We start from the raw sequence: 22360 nt of genomic DNA, 5'->3' as shown, positions 1-22360 counted from the left end.
CTCACGCCAGCAGCGGATTCGGCAGCTCCGGGTCGATCTTGTAGAGCTTGAGCGCGCGCGCCACGTCCTTGCCGGTGAGTTTGCCCTCGTCGGCCAGCGCGGCCACCGCGGCGTGGGCGACGTGGTAGCGGTCGATTTCGAAATGGCGGCGCAGGTTCTCGCGGGTGTCGCTGCGGCCGTAGCCGTCGGTGCCCAGCGCGGTGAAGCGCATCGGCACGAACTCGCGGATCTGGTCGGGGAAGGCGCGCACGAAGTCGGTCGCGGCAATCGCCGGGCCGTTGCGGCCTTCCAGATGCTGGGTGACCCAGGGCTTGCGCGGGGTCTTGGCCTCCGGGTGGAAGCGGTTCCAGCGGGTGGCGTCCACGCCGTCGCGGGCCAGTTCGGTGAAGCTCGGGCAGGACCAGATATCGGACTTGATGCCGAAATCGGCATCGAGCAGGTCGGCGGCGGCGATCACCTCGCGGAAGATCGTGCCACTGCCCATCAATTGCACCCGCAACTCGCCCTTCTTCGCCTTGCCGGCGTCGTGGAACAGGTACATGCCCTTGATGATGCCCTCGGCGCTGCCTTCGGGCATCTCGGGGTGGGTGTAGTTTTCGTTGTGGACGGTGAGGTAGTAGTAGCCGTCGTGTTGTTCGGACAGCATTTCCTGCATGCCGTGCTGGATGATCGTCACCACCTCGTAGGCGAACGCCGGGTCGTAGCTGCGCACGCTCGGAATCAGCGCCGCCTGCACGTGCGACTGGCCGTCGCCGTGCTGCAGGCCTTCGCCGTTGAGGGTGGTGCGCCCGGCGGTGCCGCCCAGCAGGAAGCCGCGCGCGCGCATGTCGCCGGCCTGCCAGGCAAAATCGCCGAAGCGCTGGAAGCCGAACATCGAGTAGTAGATGTAGAACGGCACCATCGGCAGGTCACTGACGCTGTAGCTGGTGGCCTGCGCCATCCAGCTGGCGAACGCACCGGCTTCGGTGATGCCTTCCTGCAACACCTGCCCGGCGGCGTCCTCGCGATAGAACATCAGCTGGTCGGCGTCGACCGGCTTGTACTTCTGGCCCTGCGGCGCATAGATGCCGAGCTGGCGGAACAGCCCTTCCATGCCGAAGGTGCGCGCCTCGTCGGCCACGATCGGCACGCAGCGCGGCCCCACTTCCTTGTCGCGTAGCAGGATGTTGAGCATCTGCACGAAGGCCATGGTGGTGCTGATCTCGCGTTCGCCGGTGGACTTGAGCAGACGGGCGAAGGTGTCCAGCGGCGGCGCTTTCAGGGTTTGCGTTGAACGCTGGCGGCGCTTGGGCAGGTAGCCGCCCAGCGCGTTGCGGCGTTCGTGCATGTATTCCATTTCCGGCGATTTCTCGCCCGGCAGATAGAACGGAATCGCGCCGTCCTTGAGCTGCTCGTCGCTGATCGGCAGCTGGAAACGGTCGCGGAACGCGCGCACCGATTCATCGTCGAGCTTCTTGGTCTGGTGGGTGGGGTTGAGCGCCTCGCCAGCGCTGCCCATGCCGTAGCCCTTGACCGTCTTGGCGAGGATCACGGTCGGCTGGCCCACCGTCTTCACCGCCGCGTCGTAGGCCGCGTACACCTTGTGCGGATCATGGCCGCCGCGGTTCAGGCGCCAGATGTCGTCGTCGGACAGGTTGGCCACCATCGCCAGCGTCTCCGGGGTCTTGCCGAAGAAATGCTGGCGCGTGTAGGCGCCGCCGAAGGCCTTGCAGTTCTGGTACTCGCCATCGACGGTATCCATCATCACCTTGCGCAGCAGGCCCTGGGTGTCGTTGGCCAGCAGCGGGTCCCAATAGCTGCCCCAGATGCACTTGATGACATTCCAGCCGGCGCCGCGGAACTGGCCTTCCAGCTCCTGGATGATCTTGCCGTTGCCGCGCACCGGGCCGTCGAGCCGCTGCAGGTTGCAGTTGACCACGAAGATCAGGTTGTCCAGACCTTCGCGGCCGGCCACGCCGATCGCGCCCAGCGATTCGGGCTCGTCGGTTTCGCCGTCGCCGAGGAAGCACCAGACCTTGCGGTTGGTCTTGGGCATCAGCCCGCGCGCTTCCAGATACTTCCAGGCGCGCGCCTGGTAGATCGCGGTCAGCGGGCCCAGGCCCATGCTCACCGTCGGCACCTGCCAGAAACCCGGCATCAGCCACGGGTGCGGATAGCTGGAAATGCCGTGGCCATCGACCTCCATCCGGAACGCTTCCAGCTGGGCTTCGCTGATCCGACCTTCGAGGAAGGCGCGCGAATAGATGCCCGGCGAGCTGTGGCCCTGGATGTAGAGCAGGTCACCCGGATGCTCGGCGGTCGGCGCGTGCCAGAAATGGTTGAAGCCGACGTCGTAGAGGGTGGCGCAGCTGGCGAAGCTGGCGATGTGGCCGCCCAGCGCGCCCGGCTTGCGGTTGGCGCGCACCACCATGGCCATGGCGTTCCAGCGGATGATCGAGCGGATCCGCCATTCGATGTGGGCATCGCCGGGCATCTGCGGCTCGATGTGGGCCGGGATGGTGTTGACGTACGCCGTGGTGGGCGTGAACGGCATGTGCGCGCCGGCGCGCCGGGTCAGCTCGACCATGCCTTCCAGCAGCTGGTGCGCACGCTGCGGACCATCGTGGTCGATGACCGCCTTCAGCGATTCGATCCATTCCCGCGATTCCTGCGGGTCCGGATCATTCCGCAGCATCTCGTTGAACCAGTTCATTGCGCACCTCGACTGACCGATAACCACGCCAGTCTAGCAAGCGCAACGTGATCGGAATGCTGCAATGCAGCTCGAAAACTGTTTCATCCGGGCAAATTGACTGAAGCCGGCAACCCATGATCCGGAAGAAATGGGACGGCGCCAATTTTCCGATCCGGTCTTCGGGACCCGTTATGGATCGGGCTTCAATGGGGCGCGGTTGATCAGGCGCGGGAGGTCTGCCTCAAACCCTGCGGCCGCACGTGCCAGGATTCACCTCATCCCCCATGCACCCCCGCCACCGCCCGCCCCGACGGATCGGCGGCATTGGCGAAACTCGCATCCCATGCAATCGCCGCCGGTGACGAACAGGCGATCGACTTGCCGCCGGGCACGGTTTCAGCGGCCGCGGAGCTGGGGTAGTAGCGCTCGAAAAGCGTGCGGTAGAAGTAGGCTTCCTTGGTCTGCGGCGGGTTGATCGGGAAGCGTTTGTCGGCGGCGGAAAGTTCGCGGTCGCTGACGTGGGCTTCGGCGTGGGCTTTCAGGCCGTCGATCCAGCCGTAGCCGACGCCGTCGCTGAATTGTTCTTTCTGCCGCCACAGGATTTCGTCGGGCAGGTAGCCGGCGAAGGCTTCGCGCAGCACCGCCTTTTCGATCCGTCCGCTGGCCTTGTCCACCATCTTGCAGCGGGCGTCCATACGCATCGCCACGTCGAGGAATGCGCGGTCGAGGAAGGGCACCCGCGGTTCCACGCCCCAGGCCATCATCGACTTGTTGGCGCGCAGGCAGTCGTAGTTGTTCAGGGCATCGAGCTTGCGAATGAGCTCGACGTGGAATTCGCGGGCGTTCGGGGCTTTGTGGAAATACAGGTAGCCGCCGAAGATTTCGTCGCTGCCTTCGCCGGAGAGCACCATCTTCACGCCCATCGCCTTGATCCGGCGTGCCAGCAGGTACATCGGGGTGGAGGCGCGGATGGTCGTCACGTCATAGGTTTCGATGTGCCGGATCACTTCCGGCAGCGCGTCGAGCCCTTCCTCGAAGCTGTATTCGAAGCCGTGGTGGACGGTGCCGAGCTTGTCAGCCGCAATTCGTGCGGCCGCCAGATCCGGCGAGCCGTGCAAACCAATCGCGAAGCTGTGCAGGCGCGGCCACCAGGCTTCGGTCTGGTCGCCATCTTCGATGCGATGGCGCGCGTAACGTGCCGCGACCGCCGCGACCAGTGACGAGTCGAGGCCACCGGAGAGCAGCACGCCGTAGGGCACGTCGGTCATCAGCTGGCGATGCACGGCGGCTTCGAAGGCCTCGCGCAATTCCGTCAGCGCCACTTCCACGCCCTCCACCGCCGCGTACTCACGCCACGGCCGTTGGTAGTAGCGCGTCAGTTCGCCGGTGGCGCTGTCATACCAGTGCCCCGGCGGGAACTGCGCCACATCCTTGCAGTCGCCTTCCAGCGCCTTCATTTCCGAGGCCACCCGCAGGCGGCCTTGCGCGTCGTGGCCCCAGTACAGCGGCACCACGCCGATCGGATCGCGGGCGATGAGCGCGCGCCCGGCCGCCTTGTCCCACAACGCAAAGGCGAAGATGCCGTTGAGGCGATTGAGGAACGATGCCGGCGCATCCTCGCGGTACAGCGCGTTGATGATTTCGCAATCGGATTCGGTCTGGAAGGCGTAGGGCTGCGCGAGTTCGCGCTTGAGTTCGCGGTGGTTGTAGATCTCGCCGTTCACCGCCAGTGCGAGACCGCCGTCCTGCGAGCGCAGCGGCTGCGAGCCGCCGGCGGGATCGACGATGGCCAGGCGCTCGTGCACGAGGATCGCGCCGGCGTCCAGATACACCCCGCTCCAGTCGGGGCCGCGGTGGCGCTGGCGTTGCGAACGTTCCAACGCCTCGCGGCGCAAGGCATGGGCGTCATCGCTGGCTTGCAGATCGAAGATTCCGAAGATCGAGCACATTGCGGGGTTCCCTTGGCTTTGGCGAAATCGGGCGAAAAAAAACCCGCCTTGCGGGCGGGTTGTCTGATGGGGCTGTATTGCCTGCCTAGGCGCGGACCCGCGGCCGCGCACACCATGGTGTGCCGCGATTATTGCGGTTGCGATTGTTGGCGGTGGCGGCGATGGAGCGCATGGGCCGACTATGGCACGGGCGTTCGGGGGCGCGCAAGCGGGCCGGGAAAGACAGGCGCAGGCTCGCGTGGTAAGAAGGTCACATCCTGACACCCAAGCGGCGACGATGCGCACAAGTCGGAAACGCTGGATCCTCATCCTGCTGGCCCTGCTGGCGCTGTGCGCGCTGGCACTGTGGTGGCTGCTGCGCGGCAGCCTGGCGCAGCTGGACGGGCAGCAGGCACTGGCTGGACTGTCGGCACCGGCGACGATCCAGCGCGATGCCGACGGCACCGTCACCATCGACGCCGGCAGCGAGGCTGACGCCATGCGCGCGCTGGGCTATGTGCACGCGCAGGAAAGATTTTTCGAAATGGATCTGATGCGGCGCAGCGCCGCCGGCGAACTGGCGGCGCTGGTCGGGCCGCTGGCACTGGACAACGACAAGCAGCATCGGCTGCACCGGCTGCGCGCCCGCGTCGAACACGATCTACCCGCGATCGTCGGCGACAAGCGCACCCAGCTCGATGCCTACGTCGAAGGCGTCAACGCCGGGCTGGCCGCGCTGCGCGTCCGGCCCTGGGCCTACCTGCTGCTGCGGCAATCACCGCAACCCTGGCGCGCCGAGGACAGTCCGTTGGTCGGCATGGCGATGTATTTCGACCTGCAGGGCGGCAAGAACGCCAGCGAACTGGCGCTGTGGCGGTTGCGCCCGCATCTGCCGCCGGCGCTGTTCGCGCTGTTGACCCACGCCGGCAGCCGTTGGGACGCGCCGCTGGAAGGTGGTTCCCGCGGCGATGCCATGCTGCCAACGCCGCAGCAGGTGAACCTGCGCACGTTGCCGGCGGGGCCGCCATCCGCCGCCGCGTCGGAACCGCGCGGCGCGCCCGGCAGCAACAACTTCGCCGTGTCCGGCGCGCTGACCGCAGATGGTCGCGCCATCGTCGCCAACGACATGCACCTGACCCTGCGCGCGCCCAACATCTGGTTTCGCGCCCGCCTGCGCTGGCCCGACCCGGCCGCGCCCGGCGGCAAGGTCGATGTCCAGGGCGTCACCCTGCCCGGCCTGCCGATGGTGGTGGTGGGCAGCAACGGCCACATCGCCTGGGGCTTCACCAACAGCTACATCGACACGATGGACTGGAAGTTGGAAACGCCGTGCCAGCATGGATTCCCGGCCGGCTGCAGCAAGCTGGTCGGCCATCATGAGCGCATCGACGTGGCCGGCGCTGACACGGTGTGGCTGGCAGTCGATGAAACCCCGTGGGGACCGATCGTCCATCGCGAAGCCGATGGCCGGGTGCTGACACTGCGCTGGGCCGCGCAGCTTCCAGGTGCGGTCAACCTCGGCCTGAGCCGGTTCGCGCAGGCCGACAGCCTGGATGCTGCGCTCGCCATCGCGCAGGACGCCGCCATCCCGACCCAGAATCTGATGCTGGCTGACCGCGACGGCCAGATTGCGTGGCGCCTGTTCGGCCCGATTCCGCAGCGCGCGCCCAGCTGCACGCTGACGGCCAGCGTCGAGGATCCGCAGATTGAAGACTGCCCGCCGTGGCTGCTGTCCACCCGCGACAATCCGCTGCTGCGCTCGCCACAGCGCGACCGCATGTGGACGGCCAACACCCGCGTGCTGGACGGGCCCGCGCTGCGCCACGTGGGCGACGGCGGCTACGTGCTGGGTGCCCGCGCCGCCCAGATTCGCGCTGACCTGCAGCGCAAGCAGCGGTTTGATGAACGCGATCTGCTGGGCATCCAGCTCGACGACCGCGCGGTGCTGCTGACCCAATGGAGCGCGTTGCTGCGCGAGCGCGCCCGCGCCGCCGGCACCCCCGCGCTGCGCGACCTGGAAGTTGCCGCACACCGCTGGGAAGGCCGCGCCGAGCCCGAATCGGTCAGCTATCGGATCGTCCGCGCCTGGCGGCTGGAGGTGCACAAGCGCATCGCCGACGGCCTCACCGCACCGGCGCGCGCGGCGCTCGGCAACGATTTCGTGATGCCCGACCTGCCGCAGCTCGAAGGCGTGGTCTGGCCGCTGGTGACGCAGCGGCCGCCCCACCTGCTGCCACGCCGTTTCGCCAGCTGGGACACGCTGTTCGAGGATGCGGCGGTCGCCGTGCGCGACGCGCTGCGCCCGATCGGCCCGCTGCCGCTGCGGACCTGGGGCGAGCGCAACACCGCCGCGATCTGCCATCCGCTGGCCAAGGCCGTTCCAGTCCTCGGCAAGCGCTGGCTGTGCATGCCGTCGCAGCCGCTGGCCGGCGACGACGACATGCCGCGCGTGGTGGGCCCGAATTTCGGCGCCTCCGAGCGCATGGTGGTGGCACCCGGACACGAGGCCGACGGCTATTTCCACATGCCGGGCGGACAAAGCGACCACCCGCTGTCACCGTTCTGGGGCGCGGGCCACGAAGCCTGGGTGAACGGCACGCCCACGCCGTTCCTGCCGGGCAAGACGCGCTACACACTGCGGTTGGAACCGGCGCGCTGACTGCACTCGGGCGATCGCAATTCGGCACGGACCGAGGCCCATGGTTCGAACAAGCCGAACGGCGTGAGGACACTCAGGCCAGCAGCGTTTCCAGCAGCGCCAGATACAGCCCCGGCAGCGCCTCCAGATCCGCCACGCGGATGTGTTCGTCCACTTTGTGGATGCTGGCGTTGATCGGTCCGATCTCGATGCAGTGCGCGCCCAGCGGGGCGATGAAGCGGGCATCCGAGGTGCCGCCGCCGGTGCTTTCTTCCGGCGCTTTGCCTGCAAACTGCGTCAGCACGGCGCGCGCTGCCGCACGCAACGGGCCTTCCGGGGTATGGAACGGTTCGCCGCTGCGGTGCCAGTGGAGGGCGTAGTCGAGCGCGTGCCGGCGCAGCATCGCCTCGCATTCGGATTCCAGTGTTTCCGCCGTCCAATGCGGGTTGTAGCGCAGGTTGAACAGCACCTGCAGTTCGCCGGGGATCACGTTGTTGGCGCCGGTGCCGGCGTGGATATTGCTGATTTGCAGCGAGGTGGGCGGGAAGCTTTCGAAGCCTTGATCCCAGCGCCGCGCCGTCAGTTCCGCCAGCGCCGGCGCGGCGGCGTGGATGGGGTTGCGCGCCTTTTCCGGATAGGCAACGTGGCCTTGCACGCCGCGCACGCTGAGTGTGGCCGACAGGCTGCCACGACGGCCCACCCGCAGCAGGTCGCCCAGCGCCTGTTTCGATGACGGTTCACCAGTGACGCACCAGTCGATGCGCTGACCGCGCTGACGAAGCACATCAGCCACCTTGCGCACGCCGTCGATGGCATCGCCTTCTTCGTCCGAGGTCAGCAGCAGCGCCACGCTGCCGCGGTGATGCGGATGCGCGGCGACGAATCGTTCCAGTGCGATGACGAATGCCGCAACGCTGCCTTTCATGTCGGCGGCGCCGCGGCCGTACAGCAGACCATCGCGGATTTCAGGCAGGAACGGATCGCTGCGCCACGCCTCGCGCGGACCCGGCGGCACCACGTCGGTATGGCCAAGCAGGACCAGCACCGGACCATCGCCGCTGCCGTGGCTGGCCCACAGGTTGTCGACCTCACCGAAGCGCAGGTGTTCGATGGCAAAGCCCGCCGCCTGCAAGCGCTGCGCGATCAGCGGCTGGCAGCCGGCATCGTCCGGCGTCAGCGATGAGCGGGCGATCAGGTCGCAGGTCAGTTGCAGGATATCACTGGTCATCGGCACGCTTTGTTGCAGTGGATCGGGGCATTGTAGGGACGCGGGAGGGGAATAACGCCAAGACTTGGGCCGTGGCCGTTCATGGTTCGACAAGCTCACCACGAACGGGGAGTTCGACAAGCTCACCACGAACGGGGAGTTCGACAAGCTCACCACGAACGGGGAGTTCGATAGGCTCACCACGAACGGGGAGTTCGACAAGCTCACCACGAACGGGGAGTTCGATAGGCTCACCACGAACGGGGGAAATTGGCTCGCAGTGGATGACCGATAGCTGCCCAGCTTGCATCGCAAATCGCAGCGACGACTTACGGCACCCCGAACAGCTTCTTGAAGCCGTTGTCGGAAAAGCCTTGCGACATGCTGCCATCATCCAGCACAACCACCGGGCGGCGAATCAATTGTGGATATTCCTTCAACAACAGCTTCCATTCGGCATCGCTACCGGGCGCCTTGCGGGTGGGCGGCAGTTGCCGCCAGGTGGTCGAGGATTTGTTGATCAACGCCTCCCAGCCTCCGGCCGCGGCCTTCCACGCCAGCAGCGTTTCGGGCGGTTGGCGCTGATCACGATAATCGACAAAGACATGTTCGATGCCGAAGCGCGCCAGCCAGTTGCGCGCTTTCTTGCAGGTGTCGCAGTTGTCGAGTCCATAGAGGGTGGTCATGCGCAACTACTCCAAAGGGATGGCCTGCGGATGGTGTTCGCGACCATCGGCGACAGGGACGTCGCCGATGAGCCTACAGGGATGTATTCACGGCGTGTCGCGAACACCGTTCGCAGGCCATCCCCACGTCGAAATCCCAACTCAATCCGCCAACCCGCGCAACAATTCATTCACCGAAGTCTTGCTGCGGGTCTTCTCGTCCACCTGCTTGACGATCACCGCGCAATACAAGGAATGACTGCCATCCGCCGCCGGCAGCGCGCCGGAGACCACCACGCTGCCGGGCGGCACGCGGCCGTAGCTGACCTCGCCGGTCATGCGGTTGTAGACACGCGTGCTCTGGCCGAGGAACACGCCCATGCCGACCACGCTGTGATGGCCGACCACGAAGCCTTCCACCACTTCCGAGCGCGCACCGATGAAACAGTGATCCTCGATGATCGTCGGCGTCGCCTGCAGCGGCTCCAGCACGCCGCCGATCCCGACCCCGCCGGACAGATGGCAGCCCTTGCCGATCTGCGCGCAAGAACCCACCGTGGCCCAGGTATCGACCATGGTGCCGGCGCCGACATGGGCGCCGATGTTGACGAAGCTCGGCATCAGCACCACGTCCTTGCCGATGTGGCTGCCCGCGCGCACCACCGCGCCGGGCACCACCCGCGCACCCAGCTTGCGGAAGGCGTTTTCGTCGAAGTCCGCAAAGCGCGCCGGCACCTTGTCCCAGAACGGCGCCGGATAGGCCTCGATGAACTCCATTTCCTGCGTACGGAAATACAGCAGCACCGCCTTTTTCAGCCATTCGTTGACCTGCCAGCCACCGCTGCCGTCAGGCTCGGCCACCCGCAGCCAGCCCTGTTCGAGACCGGCAATCGCGCGGTCGACCGCAGGCCGGGTCGAACCGTCGATCTCCTCCGGCGTGAGCGCGGCGCGGCGCTCCCAGGCGCTGTCGATCAGAAAGCGCAATTCCTCGGCCTGCGCGGCGCGATTGGGCGTGAGGGTCTTCTTCGCAGGGGGCTTGGCGGGCATCAGGAATCTCCGTCGAGGATGGCAAGCAATGCATCGCGCAGCGCGGCGCGGCGTTCGGGAGCAAGCGGCGCGTCGCGTTCGTCACTGACCAGCAGCAGATCTTCGGCGCGCTCGCCGAAGGTGGCGATGCGGGCATCCTGCACGCGCAGGCGCTGGGTGCGCAGGACACCGGCGATATCCGCCAGCAGGCCGGGCCGATCATTGCAGATCAGGCCGATCCGGGTGCCGCCGTCGATGTCGGTGAAATCGAGCTGCGGAACGATCCGGAAATGCCGCAGGTGGCGCGGACGACTGCGGCGGGCGGGTCGCACCGCGCCCAAGTCGCCCGACAGTGCCTGCACCAGCCGCGCTTCCACGGCGGCAGGGTCAAGCGGGCTGCGCGCATCGCCAGGCTGCACCTGGAAGGTGTCGAACACGGTGTCAGCCGGCCCATCGAGCACGCGCGCATGCAAGATGCCAAGCCCCATTCGATCGAACGCGATGACGATGGCGGCGAATACGCCATCGCGATCCCGGGTGTGAACGAACACTTCCAGCCGATCGCGCCCGGCCGGGTGGCGTGCCGCCACCACCGGCATGCGTCCGCCAGCGTCTGCCAACGCCGCGGCCTGCCAGGCAATCTGGTCGGGACGGCCACGCAGGAAACTCTCATCCGGCATCCGCGCAAACAGCGCGTCAATGGCCGCATCCGCCCGCCCTTCCTCGCGCAACAGCGCGCGTGCCGCCGCCCGGTTTTCGGCCACCCGCTCCGCGGCCGCGACCGGATGGCCGAGCCCGCGCCGCAGCGCCAGTCGGGTGGCCGTGTGCAGGTCGGCCAGCAGGCGATCCTTCCAGCTGTTCCACAGCTTGGGCGAAGTGCCGGCGATATCGGCGCAGGTCAGCAGGTACAGATAATCCAGGCGCTGGCGGTCGGCCACGGTTTCGGCAAAGCGCTGGATGACTTCGGGATCGGTGATGTCCTGCTTCTGCGCGGTGGTGGACATCAGCAGGTGCTGTTGCACCAGCCATTCGACCAGCGCGGTGTCGGCCTCCGACAGCCCGTGCGCGACGCAGAATTCACGCGCGTCGGCCGCACCCAGTCTGGAATGATCGCCACCGCGGCCCTTGCCGATGTCGTGGAACAGCCCGGCCAACAGCAGCAGTTCGGGCTTGCGCAACGAAGGCCAGACTTGATGGGCGATCGAAAACCGCTCGTCCGGCGCGCCGGCGGCAAAGCCCGCGAGGTTGCGCAGCACCGCCAGCGTGTGCTGGTCGACCGTGAACACGTGGAACAGATCGAACTGCATCCGCCCGGATACCCGCGCGAAAGCCGGAATCCAGCGCGCCAGCACGCCCAGCCGTGCCATCCGCTCCAGCGTGGCCACTGGCTGCGGCCCGCGCAGCAGCGCCAGGAAGGCTTGCCGCATCGGTTCCGGCGCATGGGCAAAGTCGGGAATCTCGCCCAGCATCTCGGCCAGTTCGCGCGCGCTTTGCGAATGCAGTCCACGCAGGGCCGGATTGCCCGCCCACGCGGCAAACAGCGCGAACACCCGCGCCGGCTCCATGCGCATCCAGCCGTCGCGGCGCGCCGCCAGATAGCCGCCACGACGCTCCCAGTCGGCGTCGATGGGCAGCGGCGCGACGTGGCCTTCGAAATACTCCTCGAAGCGCTGCAGCACCCGCTCGTTGAGCCGCTGCACGATGGCGGCGCTGCGGTAGAAACCCTGCATGAGCTTTTCGACGCCCAGCGTGTCGGCGTCATCGCTCTCGTGCAAACGCGCCGCCAGCGCCTTCTGGTAATCGAAGCGCAGCCGCTCTTCGCGTCGACCGGCCACCAGATGCAGGCCGAAGCGCAGCCGCGACAGCGCGCGGCGCTCGCGCTCCAGCGCCGCCGCCTCGTCGACGCCCAGATGGCCCAGCGGCACCAGTCCGGACAGGCTGGCCACCCCGAAGCAGCGCTGCGCCAGCCAGCCCAGTTGCTGCAGGTCGCGCAGCCCGCCCGGCCCTTCCTTGAGGTTCGGCTCGAGGTTGTCGGCGGTATCGCCAAAGCGCGCGTGCCGGCGCTGCTGTTCTTCGCGCTTGACTTCGAAATAGGCCCGCGGCGGCCACGCACGCTCGGGCGCAATCGCCGCGCGCAGGCGCGCGCCGGCCGCTGCATCCGCGACCAGCGGCCGCGCCTCGACGATCGCCGTCAATACGGTGGGATCCTCGCTCGCCGCCCGCGTGCATTCGTCCAGCGAGCGCACCGCCTGACTGACCGGCGCGCCCGCGTCCCACAGCAGCGCCACGAAGCGCGACAGCGCGGCGTGGAAATGCTGCTGTTGGTCGGGTTCGGCCAAGGCCAGCAGATCCACGTCGGAATGCGGGAACAATTCGCCGCGGCCGTAGCCGCCGACCGCAAACAGCGCCAGCGGCGCCGCCGCCGGGATGCAGCGCTGCCAGGTCTTGTTCACCAGAAAATCGATGGCGCGCGCGCGCAGGCGGATCAGGTGCTCGGCGGGCGCGCCGGCATCAAACCGCTGCGCCAGCCGCGCGTCGTTGCGTACCAGCAATGCGCGGACCAACGCACTCCATGCCGCATCGCCTTCACTGCCGGCGGGCAACCCGGCCAGAACCGCACGCGGATCGGCCGGCAGGTCGATGTTCACAAATCGTTGTCGTCGCCCGGCAGCCGGGTCAGGATTTCCACGCCGTCACGGGTCACCAGCACGGTGTGCTCCCACTGCGCGGACAGCTTGCGGTCCTTGGTGACCACGGTCCAGCCGTCGGGCAGGACGCGGGTGTGGCGGCTGCCTTCGTTGATCATCGGTTCGATGGTGAAGGTCATGCCTTCGCGCAGCACCAGGCCGTCGCCGGCGCGGCCGTAGTGCAGCACCTGTGGCTCGTCGTGGTAGACCTTGCCGATCCCGTGCCCGCAGTATTCGCGCACCACCGAAAAACGCTGGCTTTCGGCATATTCCTGGATCGCATGGCCGATGTCGCCCAGGGTCGCGCCCGGCCGCACCACGCGGATGCCGCGGAACATCGCCTCGCGCGTCACATCCACCAACCGCTGTGCCATCACCGAGGGCGTGCCGACCACGTACATGCGGCTGGTATCGCCATGCCAGCCGTCCTTGATGACCGTCACGTCGATGTTGACGATATCGCCATCGCGCAGCACCTTGGCCTCGCTGGGGATGCCGTGACAGATCACGTTGTTGACCGAGGTGCACACGGTCTTGGGGAACCCGCGGTAACCGACGTTGGCCGGGATGGCTTTTTGCACGTTGACGATGTGATCGTGGCAGATGCGGTCCAGCTCCTCGGTGCTCACGCCCGCCTTCACGTGCGGCGCGACCACCTGCAGCACTTCCGCCGCCAGCCGCCCGGCCACGCGCATTTTCTCGATGTCCGCCGCTGTCTTGATATTGATAGCCATTCGCGGATTATCGCGCATTGCGGTGAAGCTGCGGCAACGCGGGGTTCGGGCGCGGCTCCCCCGGCAGCTTTGGAACCACCGCTTTGGAACCATGATTTGCATGAACCCCGCCAATCTTCCATAATTGCAGGGTTCCAGCGCCGTCACGACGGGCGACGCAACCAAGCCGGGGCCCAAGCCTCGGCCCGTCGAATCCACACCTGTCGGCAATCCCTGTTCCGGGGTGCCCGCGCAAGCGGGTTCGGACGCAGTGACGACAGGGAGGCCCAACCCCGGAATCCAGCGCCAGTCCTGACGGATGCGGCGCAGCGCCTCCATTCCCCGGCGCGGGTTCCACCCACAGGAGTTCCTGCAATGCCCCAGATCACCATGCGCCAGATGCTGGAAGCCGGCGTCCATTTCGGCCACCAGACCCGCTACTGGAATCCCAAGATGGCACCGTACATCTTCGGTGCCCGCGGCAAGATCCACATCATCAACCTCGAAAAGACCGTCCCGCTGTTCAACGACGCGATGAACTTCATCAGCGGCGTGGCCCAGAAGCGCGGCACCATCCTGTTCGTCGGCACCAAGCGCAGCGCGCGCGAGGCGATCAAGGAAGAAGCCGAGCGCTGCGGCATGCCGTTCATGACCCAGCGCTGGCTGGGCGGCTCACTGACCAATTTCGCCACCGTGAAGAAGTCGGTCGGCCGCCTGAAGGAACTGGAAGCCGCGGAAACCGACGGCACCTTCCAGAAGCTGGTCAAGCACGAGGTGATGCGCCTGCGCCACGAGCGCGACAAGCTGGAGGCTTCGCTGGGCGGCATCAAGGACATGACCCACCTGCCCGACGCCCTGTTCGTGATCGACATCGGCCACGAAGACATCGCCATCAAGGAAGCCAAGAAGCTCGGCATCCCGGTGATCGCGGTGGTCGATTCCAACTACGATCCGAACCTGGTGGACTACGCGATCCCGGGCAATGACGACGCCATCCGCGCCGTGCAGCTGTACGCCCGCGCCGCCGCCGACGCGGTGCTGGAAGGCAAGGCCGCTTCCCCGAATGCCGCGTCGGTGCGCGAGGAAGATTTCACCGCCGCGGTCGAAGGCGAAGAGGCCGCCAAGCCGGCGCGTCGCAGCAGCAAGCCGAAGGCCGAGTAATCACCCCGTCACGCGGCTGCGCCCGCGTGCGCTTTCCCTTCTCCCTCCGGGAGAGGGTGGCCCGCAGGGCCGGATGAGGGTTCACCCGATGTGGAGTTCCACATCCCTCGAACCCTCACCCCAACCCCTCTCCCGACGGGAGAGGGGCTTCACAGCATTCAATCCAGAGGTAATCCCCATGGCAGAAATCACCGCATCCCTGGTCAAGGAACTGCGCGAGCGCACCGGCGCCGGCATGATGGAGTGCAAGAAGGCGCTCACGGAGGCCGGCGGCGACATCGACGCCGCCGCCGAGGCGCTGCGCAAATCCGGCCTGGCCAAGGCCGACAAGAAGGCCGGCCGCGTCGCCGCCGAAGGCCGCGTCGCCATCGCCCAGAACGACGGCAAGGCCGCGCTGGTCGAGATCAATTCCGAGACCGACTTCGTTGCCAACGACGCCAACTTCAAGACGTTCGTCGATTCCGTCGCCGCCGCTGCGCTGGCCTCCGGCGCCGCCGACATCGAGGCGCTCAAGTCGGCCAGGACCCCTGCGGGCAACAGCGTCGAAGAGGCCCGCGCCGCCATCGTGCAGACCTTGGGTGAAAACATCCAGGTGCGTCGCCTCGTGCGCATCGAAACTTCCAGCCACATCGGCGCCTACGTTCACACCAACGGCAAGATCGGCGTGCTGGTCGAGCTGGCCGGCGGCAATGACGAACTGGCGCGCGGGCTGGCCATGCACGTGGCCGCGATGAACCCTCCCTACAACAAGGCGGCCGACGTTCCGGCCGATTTCATCGCCAAGGAAAAGGAAATCGAGTTGGCGAAAATGAGCGAGAAGGACCGCGCCAAGCCGGCCGAGATCCTCGAGAAGATCATCAGCGGCAAGATGAACAAGATCGTCAACGATGTCACCTTGTACGGCCAGAGCTACGTGCTCGACGGCGAGAAGACCGTTGAAGCCGCGCTCAAGGCCGCCGGCGCCGACGTGATCCGCTTCCAGCGGATGGTGGTCGGTGAGGGCATCGAAAAGGTGCAGGAAGACTATCTGGCCGAAGTCGCTAAGGCGATGCAGGTTTGATTGTTCGGGATTCGGGATTCGGGATTGGTGTTGGTGGATCACGAATCGGGGTCCTCACGTTTCAACGCAAGAAACCCGCCGCGCGGCGGGTTTTTGTTGCGTTCAACCACCGGGTTGCCTGGCAGCGCGACGTCCTGACGGTCTAGATTGCAGGCCCGCCGTTCGATGACAGCAGCGAGGACAGCGACCCGTAGCTCGGAGACTGGACGTCGCTGATTTTCCAGCCGTCGCCCACCTGGACCAGCGTGTAGGTCATCGTCTTCCTGCTGCCGAGGTTCGTGAACTCCACCTTGACCCGCACCGGGGTGCCCGTGCCCATGCGCTCGGCATGCAAGGTCGATGCAACGTCATCGTCATAGTCCTGGGCGTCGATGATCGGATCGAAGTCAAGGCGGCAGGCTTCCGAATCCACGTTCTGACAGGCCTTGTCGTTGGCGAGGAGCAGGCGGGTCAGATCGGCGCTGAACCAGGTCGACATCAAATCCCGGTTGCCGGACCACGAACCGTCGTCGATCGCGTCGATGTAGGTCGTGAAGAATTCGCGGACGAAATCCTCGGGCGGCTGTGCGGGCTCCTCCGCATTGTTTCCGCCTTTTCCATCGGCGGCCGCCGCATCGACAGCTTCGTGCCCGACGGCGGGGGCGGTCGCGGTCGCGGCCGCGCCGGAGGTCAACAGGCGGGGCTGCGGTTTGCTTGAATCACCCAGATCGCCGCGATCACAGGCGGCAAGCAGAAGCACGGAAAGCAGCAGAATCAGGATGCGGGGCATGGCGGATTCCCGGTCTGGCAAGCGGTCATGATGGCGCCAAGCAAACCGCGACCGCCGCTCCGGGTCAAGTGGGGGCGCTGTCGGAACGGCCAACCGGGAGTTGCGGGTACGCGGTGCGGCACTCAGGCCAGATCGCCCTTCTCCAGCCCGACATTGGTGGATGCCGCCTCGTAGATGTCACGATCGAGAATGCCCGACTCGCGCGCCACCAGCACCGGCACCAGCATCTGACCGGTCACGTTGGTCATGGTGCGCATCATGTCGAGCACGCGGTCGATGGCATACAGATAACCGATCACTTCCAGCGGCAGCCCGGCGGCGCTGAGCACGACGGTGGCCATGATGACGGCAGTGCCGGGGATGCCGGCGGTGCCGAAGCTGCCCAGCACCGAGGCGATCGCGATGGTCAGGTACTGCGGCAGCGACAAGTCGATCCCCGCATATTGCGAGATGAACACCGCTGCCAGCGCCGGATAGATCGCGCCGCAGCCGTCCATCTTGATGGTGGCGCCCAGCGGTACCGCGAACGCGGCGTAATCCTTGTCCACGCCCAGGTTGTGGGTGGTGCAGCGCAGCGACACCGGCAGCGCCGCGAAGCTGCTGGAGGCCACGAAACCCACCTGCATGCCCGGCAGCGCGCCGCGCAGGAATTTCACCGGATTCAGGCCGTGCGCCAGCAGCAGCGCCGGATACACGATCAGGATGTGGAAGGCGCAAGCCAGGTACAGCGCAATCACGAAATTCAGCAGCGGGCGCAGCTGTTCGAATCCATAGCCACCCACCAGCGCGGCGATCAGGCCGAAGGTGCCGAACGGGGTGAACTCCAGCACGTAGCGGGTCACCTGGATCATCACTTCGCTGGCCTCGCCGGCCAGCTTGCGCAGCCCGGCCACCTTGTCGCCCAGCTTGACCATCGCAAAGCCGACCAGCCCGGCGAAGAAGATCACCTGCAGCACGGTGCCACTGCGCGGGACCAGAATCTTGCTGCCGTCGGGAAGCTCCTGGCTGTCGGCACCGGCCATCGCCTGGAACGGATTGGACGGCACCAGGTTGAGCAGCATGTCGAGCACGCTCGGCACGTTCTTGGGCTTGTAGTCGGAGGCGATGTGGAGCGTTGCCACGTCAACCCCGGTGCCCGGCTGCAACAGCCAGCCGAACAGCAGCCCCACGCCCACCGCCAGCACCGCGGTGATCGCAAACCAGGCAAAGGTGCGCCCCGCCAGCGCCATGATCGACTTCTGGCCGCTGAGCGAGGACACCGCGTTGATCACCGCGAACAGCACCAGCGGCACCGCAATCATCTCGATCAGGGTGACATAGAGATCGCCGATCGGCCCGAACCACTTCTCGGCATTGGGCCCGAATGCCAAACCGGCAAGCACGCCGAGCACGAAGCCCAGGGCCACGCGTTTCCAGAACCGGATTCGGAACCACCAGTCGAACATCGGGCCATCCAGGGGAACCAGCGCGACACGATACTTCGAAATCCGCGAACCCGTCACTGACCGGACGCGCAAGTCGGCATCGCCGCAAGCCATAATGCACGCATGCGACCAACAAGCCCCTCACGCGTCTTCATTCCCGCGCTGGCCAGCCTGCTCACCCTCACCGCCTGCGCCGGCGCGCCAACCACGGTGCCCGCACCCGCAGCACCGCCGGCCGCCATCCGCGTGGAAGTTCCGACCATCGCCCGCCCCGGCGGGGAAACGCCGGCCTGGTGGTACCGCGACGGCGCCGCGCAGGCAGCGGCGCGGGGCGCGATGGCCGGGCGCGCGAAGAACGTGATCGTGTTCCTCGGCGACGGCATGAGCCTGACCACGGTGGCGGCTGCGCGCATCCTCGAAGGCCAGCGCAAGGGCAGCAGCGGCGAGGAAAACCGGCTGGCCTGGGAAAACTTTCCGAACACCGCGCTCAGCCGCACCTACAACACCGACGCCCAGACCCCCGACTCCGCCGGCACCATGTCGGCGATTGCCACCGGCGTGAAGACCCACATGGGCGCGATTGCGGTCTACGCCGGCCACACCAACGACTGCGCGGACAGCCTCGGCAAGCACGCGCAGACCTGGCTGGAACTGGCCGACGCGGCCGGCATGGCCAGCGGCATCGTCACCACCGCCCGCGTGACCCACGCCACCCCGGCGGCGACCTATGCCCACTCGCCCAACCGGCGCTGGGAAAACAACGCCCAGCTGCCCGCCGACGCGCAGGCGGCCGGCTGCCGCGACATCGCCCGCCAGCTGATCGACGCCACCGCCAACGGGCGCGGGCCGTCGATCGTGCTCGGCGGCGGGCGCAAGGAATTCCTGACCAAGGCACAGGCCGATCCGCAGCGACCGGACCAACACGGCCTGCGCAGCGACGGCCGCGACCTGATCGCGGAGTGGCGGCAGGCGCATCCACAGGGTGCTTATGTCACCACCGCCGCGGAACTGGCCGCCGCCGATGGCGCGCGCAGCGTGCTCGGCCTGTTCGACTACGACCACATGGCCTACAACCACGACCGCATCGCCACGGGCAGCAGCGAACCTTCGCTCACCGAAATGACCCGTGCGGCGATCCGGCACCTGTCCCGCGGCGGCAACGGCTATGTGCTGCTCGTCGAAGGCGCGCGCATCGACATGGCCCACCACGAGGGCAACGCCTTCCGCGCGCTGGACGAAACCATCGAATTCTCGAACGCGATCCGCGCCGCCCGGGAGCTGACCTCGTCCGAGGACACCCTGATCCTCGTCACCGCCGACCACTCACATACGCTCAACCTCATCGGCTATCCGGCGCGCGGCAATCCGATCCTCGGCCTGGTGCGCGCGGCGGGCAAGGACACGCCGTCGCCGGACCAGGCGGGCCTGCCCTACACCAGCCTGATCTACGCCAACGGCCCCGGCAACACCGGCGCCAGCGACGCCCAGCCCGCCGGGCCCAAGCATTTCCCGCACCACCCCAAGCGACAATCCGCGCCGCCCACCGGCCGCCCGGACCTGGGCCAGGTTGACACCGCGGCCCCCGACTACCTGCAGGAAGCACTGGTCCCGCTGGGCAGTGAAACCCACGGTGGCGAAGACGTCGGCGTCTGGGCGCTGGGGCCGGGCAGCGCCGCGGTGCGCGGATCGCTCGAACAGAACGCGCTCTACCACATCATCATCCAGGCCACCCCGCGCCTGCGCGCCGCGCTGTGCGCACGCGGCCTGTGCGATGGCAACGGCGTGCCGGTGGAATTGCCGAAGATTCCCGACTTCCAGCCACCTCACTGACCGCAGGAGCGCAAGGCGACCCCGGGCGCCACGTGCAATCGCAATCTCGCCTCCGCGGCGCGAAGACCTCAAAACGGCTTGGCCAGCACCAGCCAGACGATCGCGACCAGCAGCGGCAGCGGCAGTTCGTTGATCCAGCGCAGCAGCGTGGCCGACCCCAATGCCCCGCCGCGTTCGACCCGCGCCAGCTGCCGCCCGCTCCAGACGTAATACGCGAACAACAGGATCACCAGCCCCAGCTTGACGTGCAGCCAGAGCGTGCCTGCCACCACCAGCGTCGGGAAGTGCGGCAACACCCGATAGCCCAGCCACAGGGTCAGGCCCAGCGCAAATGCCAGCGCGAACATCACATGGCCGAAACGATACAACCGCCGCCCCATCAGCAGCAGCCGCGCGCGCACCGCGGGCACGTCGCCCGCCTCGGCGAGGTTGACGAGGATGCGCGGCAGGTAGAACACCGCCGCCATCCACGCGATCACGAACACGAGGTGGAAGGTCTTGGTCAGCAGATAGGCCATGCGCGGGCTCGACGACAGGTTCGCCATTAGGATGCCACGATGACCAAGACCTACGACCGCGCCTACTTCGACCAGTGGTATCGTCACGGCGGCATCGGCGGTGCCGCACGGCTGGCGCGCAAGGTGCTGCTGGCGGTGGCGACCGCCGAATACCATCTGGAGCGCCCACTTCGCACGGTGCTCGACATCGGCTGTGGCGAAGGCGCGTGGCGCGCGCCGCTGCTGAAGCTGCGGCCGAACGTGCAATACCTGGGCTTCGACGCCAGCGCATACGCCATCGCCCGCTACGGCCGCCGGCGCAATCTGCACTACGCGCGCTTCGGTGACTTCGCGCAGCTGCGGCCCTGCCCGCCGGCCGATCTTCTGATCTGCAGCGACGTGCTGCATTACCTGCCAACGCCCGAGCTCGATCGCGGCCTGCCGGCGCTGGCGGAACTGTGCGGCGGGGTTGCCTTCATCGAGGCCTTCACCCGTGGTGACGGTGCGATCGGGGACGAGGACGAATTCAAGCAGCGGTCCGCCGCGTTCTATCGCAAGCGTCTGCGCGCGCTGGGTTTGCGCCCGCTGGGTTCACATTGCTGGCTGTCACCGGGACGGGTCGGGGCCGCCGCCGCACTGGAATTGCCGGACTGAAGCGGCGCCGGGGGCATCGGAAACGCGAACTGGATCACATTCCGCCGCGCCCGGCGCGCTATGCTGCATCGCCGCATACGGGAACACGTCCAGCCGATGGTGCTTTATCCACTGCATGAACTCTGGCGCACCGGGCTCGCGCCCCTCGCCTACTGGGCCGATGCCAACGCCCGCATCTATTCCGCGCAGGACAGTTGGCTGTCCTCGCTGCCCGGCTCGCAGCGCACCGCCGCCGGCTTCGAGCTGATGTACCGACTCGGCAAGGACTACGAGAAACCCGAGTTCGGCATCCACCAGATCGAGGTCGAAGGCCACCCGATCCCGGTGGTCGAACGGGTCGAGCTGGAAAAACCCTTCTGCCGACTATTGCGTTTCAAGCGCTACCACGACCAGGCCGACGGCCTGGCGCGGATGAAGGACGACCCGGTGGTGCTGGTGGTCGCGCCGCTGTCCGGCCACCACGCCACCTTGCTGCGCGACACCGTGCGCACCCTGCTGCCCGACCACAAGGTCTACATCACCGACTGGACCGATGCGCGGATGGTGGCGACCGATGCCGGCGCCTTCCACCTCGATGATTACGTGGCCTATGTGCAGGACTTCATCCGCCACATCGGCACCGACAACCTGCACGTCATCAGCGTCTGCCAGCCGACCGTGCCGGTACTGGCCGCGATCTCGCTCATGGCCGGGCGCGACGAGCCGCTGCCGAAATCGATGACGATGATGGGCGGCCCGATCGACGCCCGCCGCTCGCCGACCGCGGTGGACAACCTCGCCACCAGGCAGCCGCTGTGGTGGTTCGAGAACAGCGTCATCCACACTGTCCCGGCCAACTATCCGGGCGTGGGACGCCGCGTGTATCCGGGCTTCCTGCAGCACATGGGCTTCGTCGCCATGAACCCGGAACGGCACGGGCTGTCGCACTGGGATTTCTATCAGGATCTGATCAAGGGCGACCTCAGTTCCGCCGAATCCCACCGCAAGTTCTACGACGAATACAACGCGGTGCTGGACATGCCCGCCGAGTATTACCTCGACACCATACGCACCGTGTTCCAGGAGCACCTGCTGCCGCGCGGGTTGTGGGATGTCGCTGGCGAGCGCGTCGATCCGTCGAAGATTCGCGACTGCGCGCTGCTGACCATCGAAGGTGAGCTCGACGATATTTCCGGTCTCGGCCAGACCCACGCCGCGCACGCATTGTGCACTGGCATCCAGGCAAGCAAGCGCCAGCAGCTCACCGCCGCCGGCGCCGGCCACTACGGCATCTTCAGCGGCCGCCGCTGGCGCACGCAGATCTATCCGCAGGTGCGGGAGTTCATCGCGGCGCAGGCACAGGCGCCGGTGAAGCCCGCCACGCCCACGAAAGCGCCAGCGCGCTCAACTCAGCCCTCGCCGCGACGCCGATCGCAGCGCGGGTAGAA

Annotated in this window: 16 protein-coding genes; 6 read left to right on the top strand and 10 right to left on the bottom strand. The window is 67.1% G+C overall.

The window, feature by feature from the left end; all coding sequences use genetic code 11:
- Position 1: 1 nt before the first annotated feature.
- Positions 2 to 2692 carry a pyruvate dehydrogenase (acetyl-transferring), homodimeric type gene (aceE, locus tag M9902_RS05175; RefSeq protein WP_297221446.1) on the bottom strand — a complete coding sequence of 897 codons (2691 nt, stop codon included), beginning with the start codon at positions 2690 to 2692 and terminating at the stop codon, positions 2 to 4.
- Positions 2693 to 2949: 257 nt separating this feature from the next.
- A complete protein-coding gene (gene asnB, locus M9902_RS05170) occupies positions 2950 to 4623 on the bottom strand; it encodes an asparagine synthase B (RefSeq protein WP_297221445.1) in 1674 nt (557 codons plus the stop codon).
- A 277-nt stretch (positions 4624 to 4900) separates the two neighbouring features.
- On the opposite strand from asnB, the gene M9902_RS05165 reads away from it, so the two are divergent.
- The gene (locus M9902_RS05165) at positions 4901 to 7261 is read left to right on the top strand and encodes a penicillin acylase family protein (protein WP_297221444.1); all 2361 of its coding nucleotides are present in this window, start codon (positions 4901 to 4903) and stop codon (positions 7259 to 7261) included.
- 73 nt (positions 7262 to 7334) lie between these two features.
- On the opposite strand, the gene dapE is transcribed toward M9902_RS05165, so the two are convergent.
- The 5 genes from dapE to map all read right to left on the bottom strand — a co-directional run bounded on the left by dapE (position 7335) and on the right by map (position 13559).
- Positions 7335 to 8468 (bottom strand): succinyl-diaminopimelate desuccinylase, encoded by a 1134-nt coding sequence (gene dapE / locus M9902_RS05160; RefSeq protein WP_297221443.1) that lies wholly within the window; start codon positions 8466 to 8468, stop codon positions 7335 to 7337.
- 308 nt (positions 8469 to 8776) lie between these two features.
- Positions 8777 to 9133 carry a Spx/MgsR family RNA polymerase-binding regulatory protein gene (locus M9902_RS05155; protein ID WP_297221442.1) on the bottom strand — a complete coding sequence of 119 codons (357 nt, stop codon included), beginning with the start codon at positions 9131 to 9133 and terminating at the stop codon, positions 8777 to 8779.
- A gap of 141 nt (positions 9134 to 9274) precedes the next feature.
- Positions 9275 to 10189, bottom strand: a complete 915-nt coding sequence (dapD, locus tag M9902_RS05150) for a 2,3,4,5-tetrahydropyridine-2,6-dicarboxylate N-succinyltransferase (protein WP_297221499.1) — start codon at positions 10187 to 10189, stop codon at positions 9275 to 9277.
- On the bottom strand, positions 10159 to 12750 hold the full coding sequence (gene glnD / locus M9902_RS05145) for a [protein-PII] uridylyltransferase (RefSeq protein WP_297221498.1): 2592 nt from the start codon (positions 12748 to 12750) through the stop codon (positions 10159 to 10161). The genes dapD and glnD overlap by 31 nt, the downstream gene beginning before the upstream one ends.
- Before the next feature lie 32 nt (positions 12751 to 12782).
- Positions 12783 to 13559: a type I methionyl aminopeptidase gene (map, locus tag M9902_RS05140; protein ID WP_297221441.1), complete on the bottom strand. Its 777-nt coding sequence runs from the start codon at positions 13557 to 13559 to the stop codon at positions 12783 to 12785.
- A gap of 354 nt (positions 13560 to 13913) precedes the next feature.
- Between map and rpsB the strand changes: the two genes are divergently transcribed.
- Together rpsB and tsf are read left to right on the top strand one after the other, a co-directional pair.
- Entirely contained in the window at positions 13914 to 14699 is a 786-nt protein-coding gene (gene rpsB / locus M9902_RS05135; RefSeq protein WP_297171309.1) for a 30S ribosomal protein S2, read from the top strand.
- Positions 14700 to 14877: 178 nt separating this feature from the next.
- Entirely contained in the window at positions 14878 to 15759 is an 882-nt protein-coding gene (gene tsf, locus M9902_RS05130; protein ID WP_297221440.1) for a translation elongation factor Ts, read from the top strand.
- A gap of 142 nt (positions 15760 to 15901) precedes the next feature.
- On the opposite strand, the gene M9902_RS05125 is transcribed toward tsf, so the two are convergent.
- On the bottom strand, positions 15902 to 16528 hold the full coding sequence (locus M9902_RS05125; protein WP_297221439.1) for a DUF3828 domain-containing protein: 627 nt from the start codon (positions 16526 to 16528) through the stop codon (positions 15902 to 15904).
- Between the two features lie 122 nt (positions 16529 to 16650).
- Complete coding sequence (locus tag M9902_RS05120; RefSeq protein WP_297221438.1) at positions 16651 to 17973, bottom strand: dicarboxylate/amino acid:cation symporter; 1323 nt, start codon at positions 17971 to 17973, stop codon at positions 16651 to 16653.
- A 102-nt stretch (positions 17974 to 18075) separates the two neighbouring features.
- On the opposite strand from M9902_RS05120, the gene M9902_RS05115 reads away from it, so the two are divergent.
- Entirely contained in the window at positions 18076 to 19782 is a 1707-nt protein-coding gene (locus tag M9902_RS05115; RefSeq protein WP_297221437.1) for an alkaline phosphatase, read from the top strand.
- Between the two features lie 68 nt (positions 19783 to 19850).
- Here the strand turns inward: M9902_RS05115 and M9902_RS05110 are convergent, their stop codons facing one another.
- Complete coding sequence (locus M9902_RS05110) at positions 19851 to 20300, bottom strand: CopD family protein (RefSeq protein ID WP_297221436.1); 450 nt, start codon at positions 20298 to 20300, stop codon at positions 19851 to 19853.
- Between the two features lie 39 nt (positions 20301 to 20339).
- Here M9902_RS05110 and M9902_RS05105 point away from each other — a divergent pair, with 39 nt between their 5' ends.
- The gene (locus tag M9902_RS05105; RefSeq protein WP_297171293.1) at positions 20340 to 20933 is read left to right on the top strand and encodes a class I SAM-dependent methyltransferase; all 594 of its coding nucleotides are present in this window, start codon (positions 20340 to 20342) and stop codon (positions 20931 to 20933) included.
- A gap of 96 nt (positions 20934 to 21029) precedes the next feature.
- On the top strand, positions 21030 to 22358 hold the full coding sequence (gene phaZ / locus M9902_RS05100) for a polyhydroxyalkanoate depolymerase (RefSeq protein ID WP_297221435.1): 1329 nt from the start codon (positions 21030 to 21032) through the stop codon (positions 22356 to 22358).
- The last annotated feature ends 2 nt before the right edge of the window (positions 22359 to 22360 follow it).

Origin of the sequence: Thermomonas sp. (genome assembly GCF_023953935.1) — a bacterium.
GTDB lineage: Bacteria > Pseudomonadota > Gammaproteobacteria > Xanthomonadales > Xanthomonadaceae > Thermomonas.
Note: the sequence above shows the minus strand (reverse complement) of the source record. Positions and strands in the feature narration are given on the sequence as shown.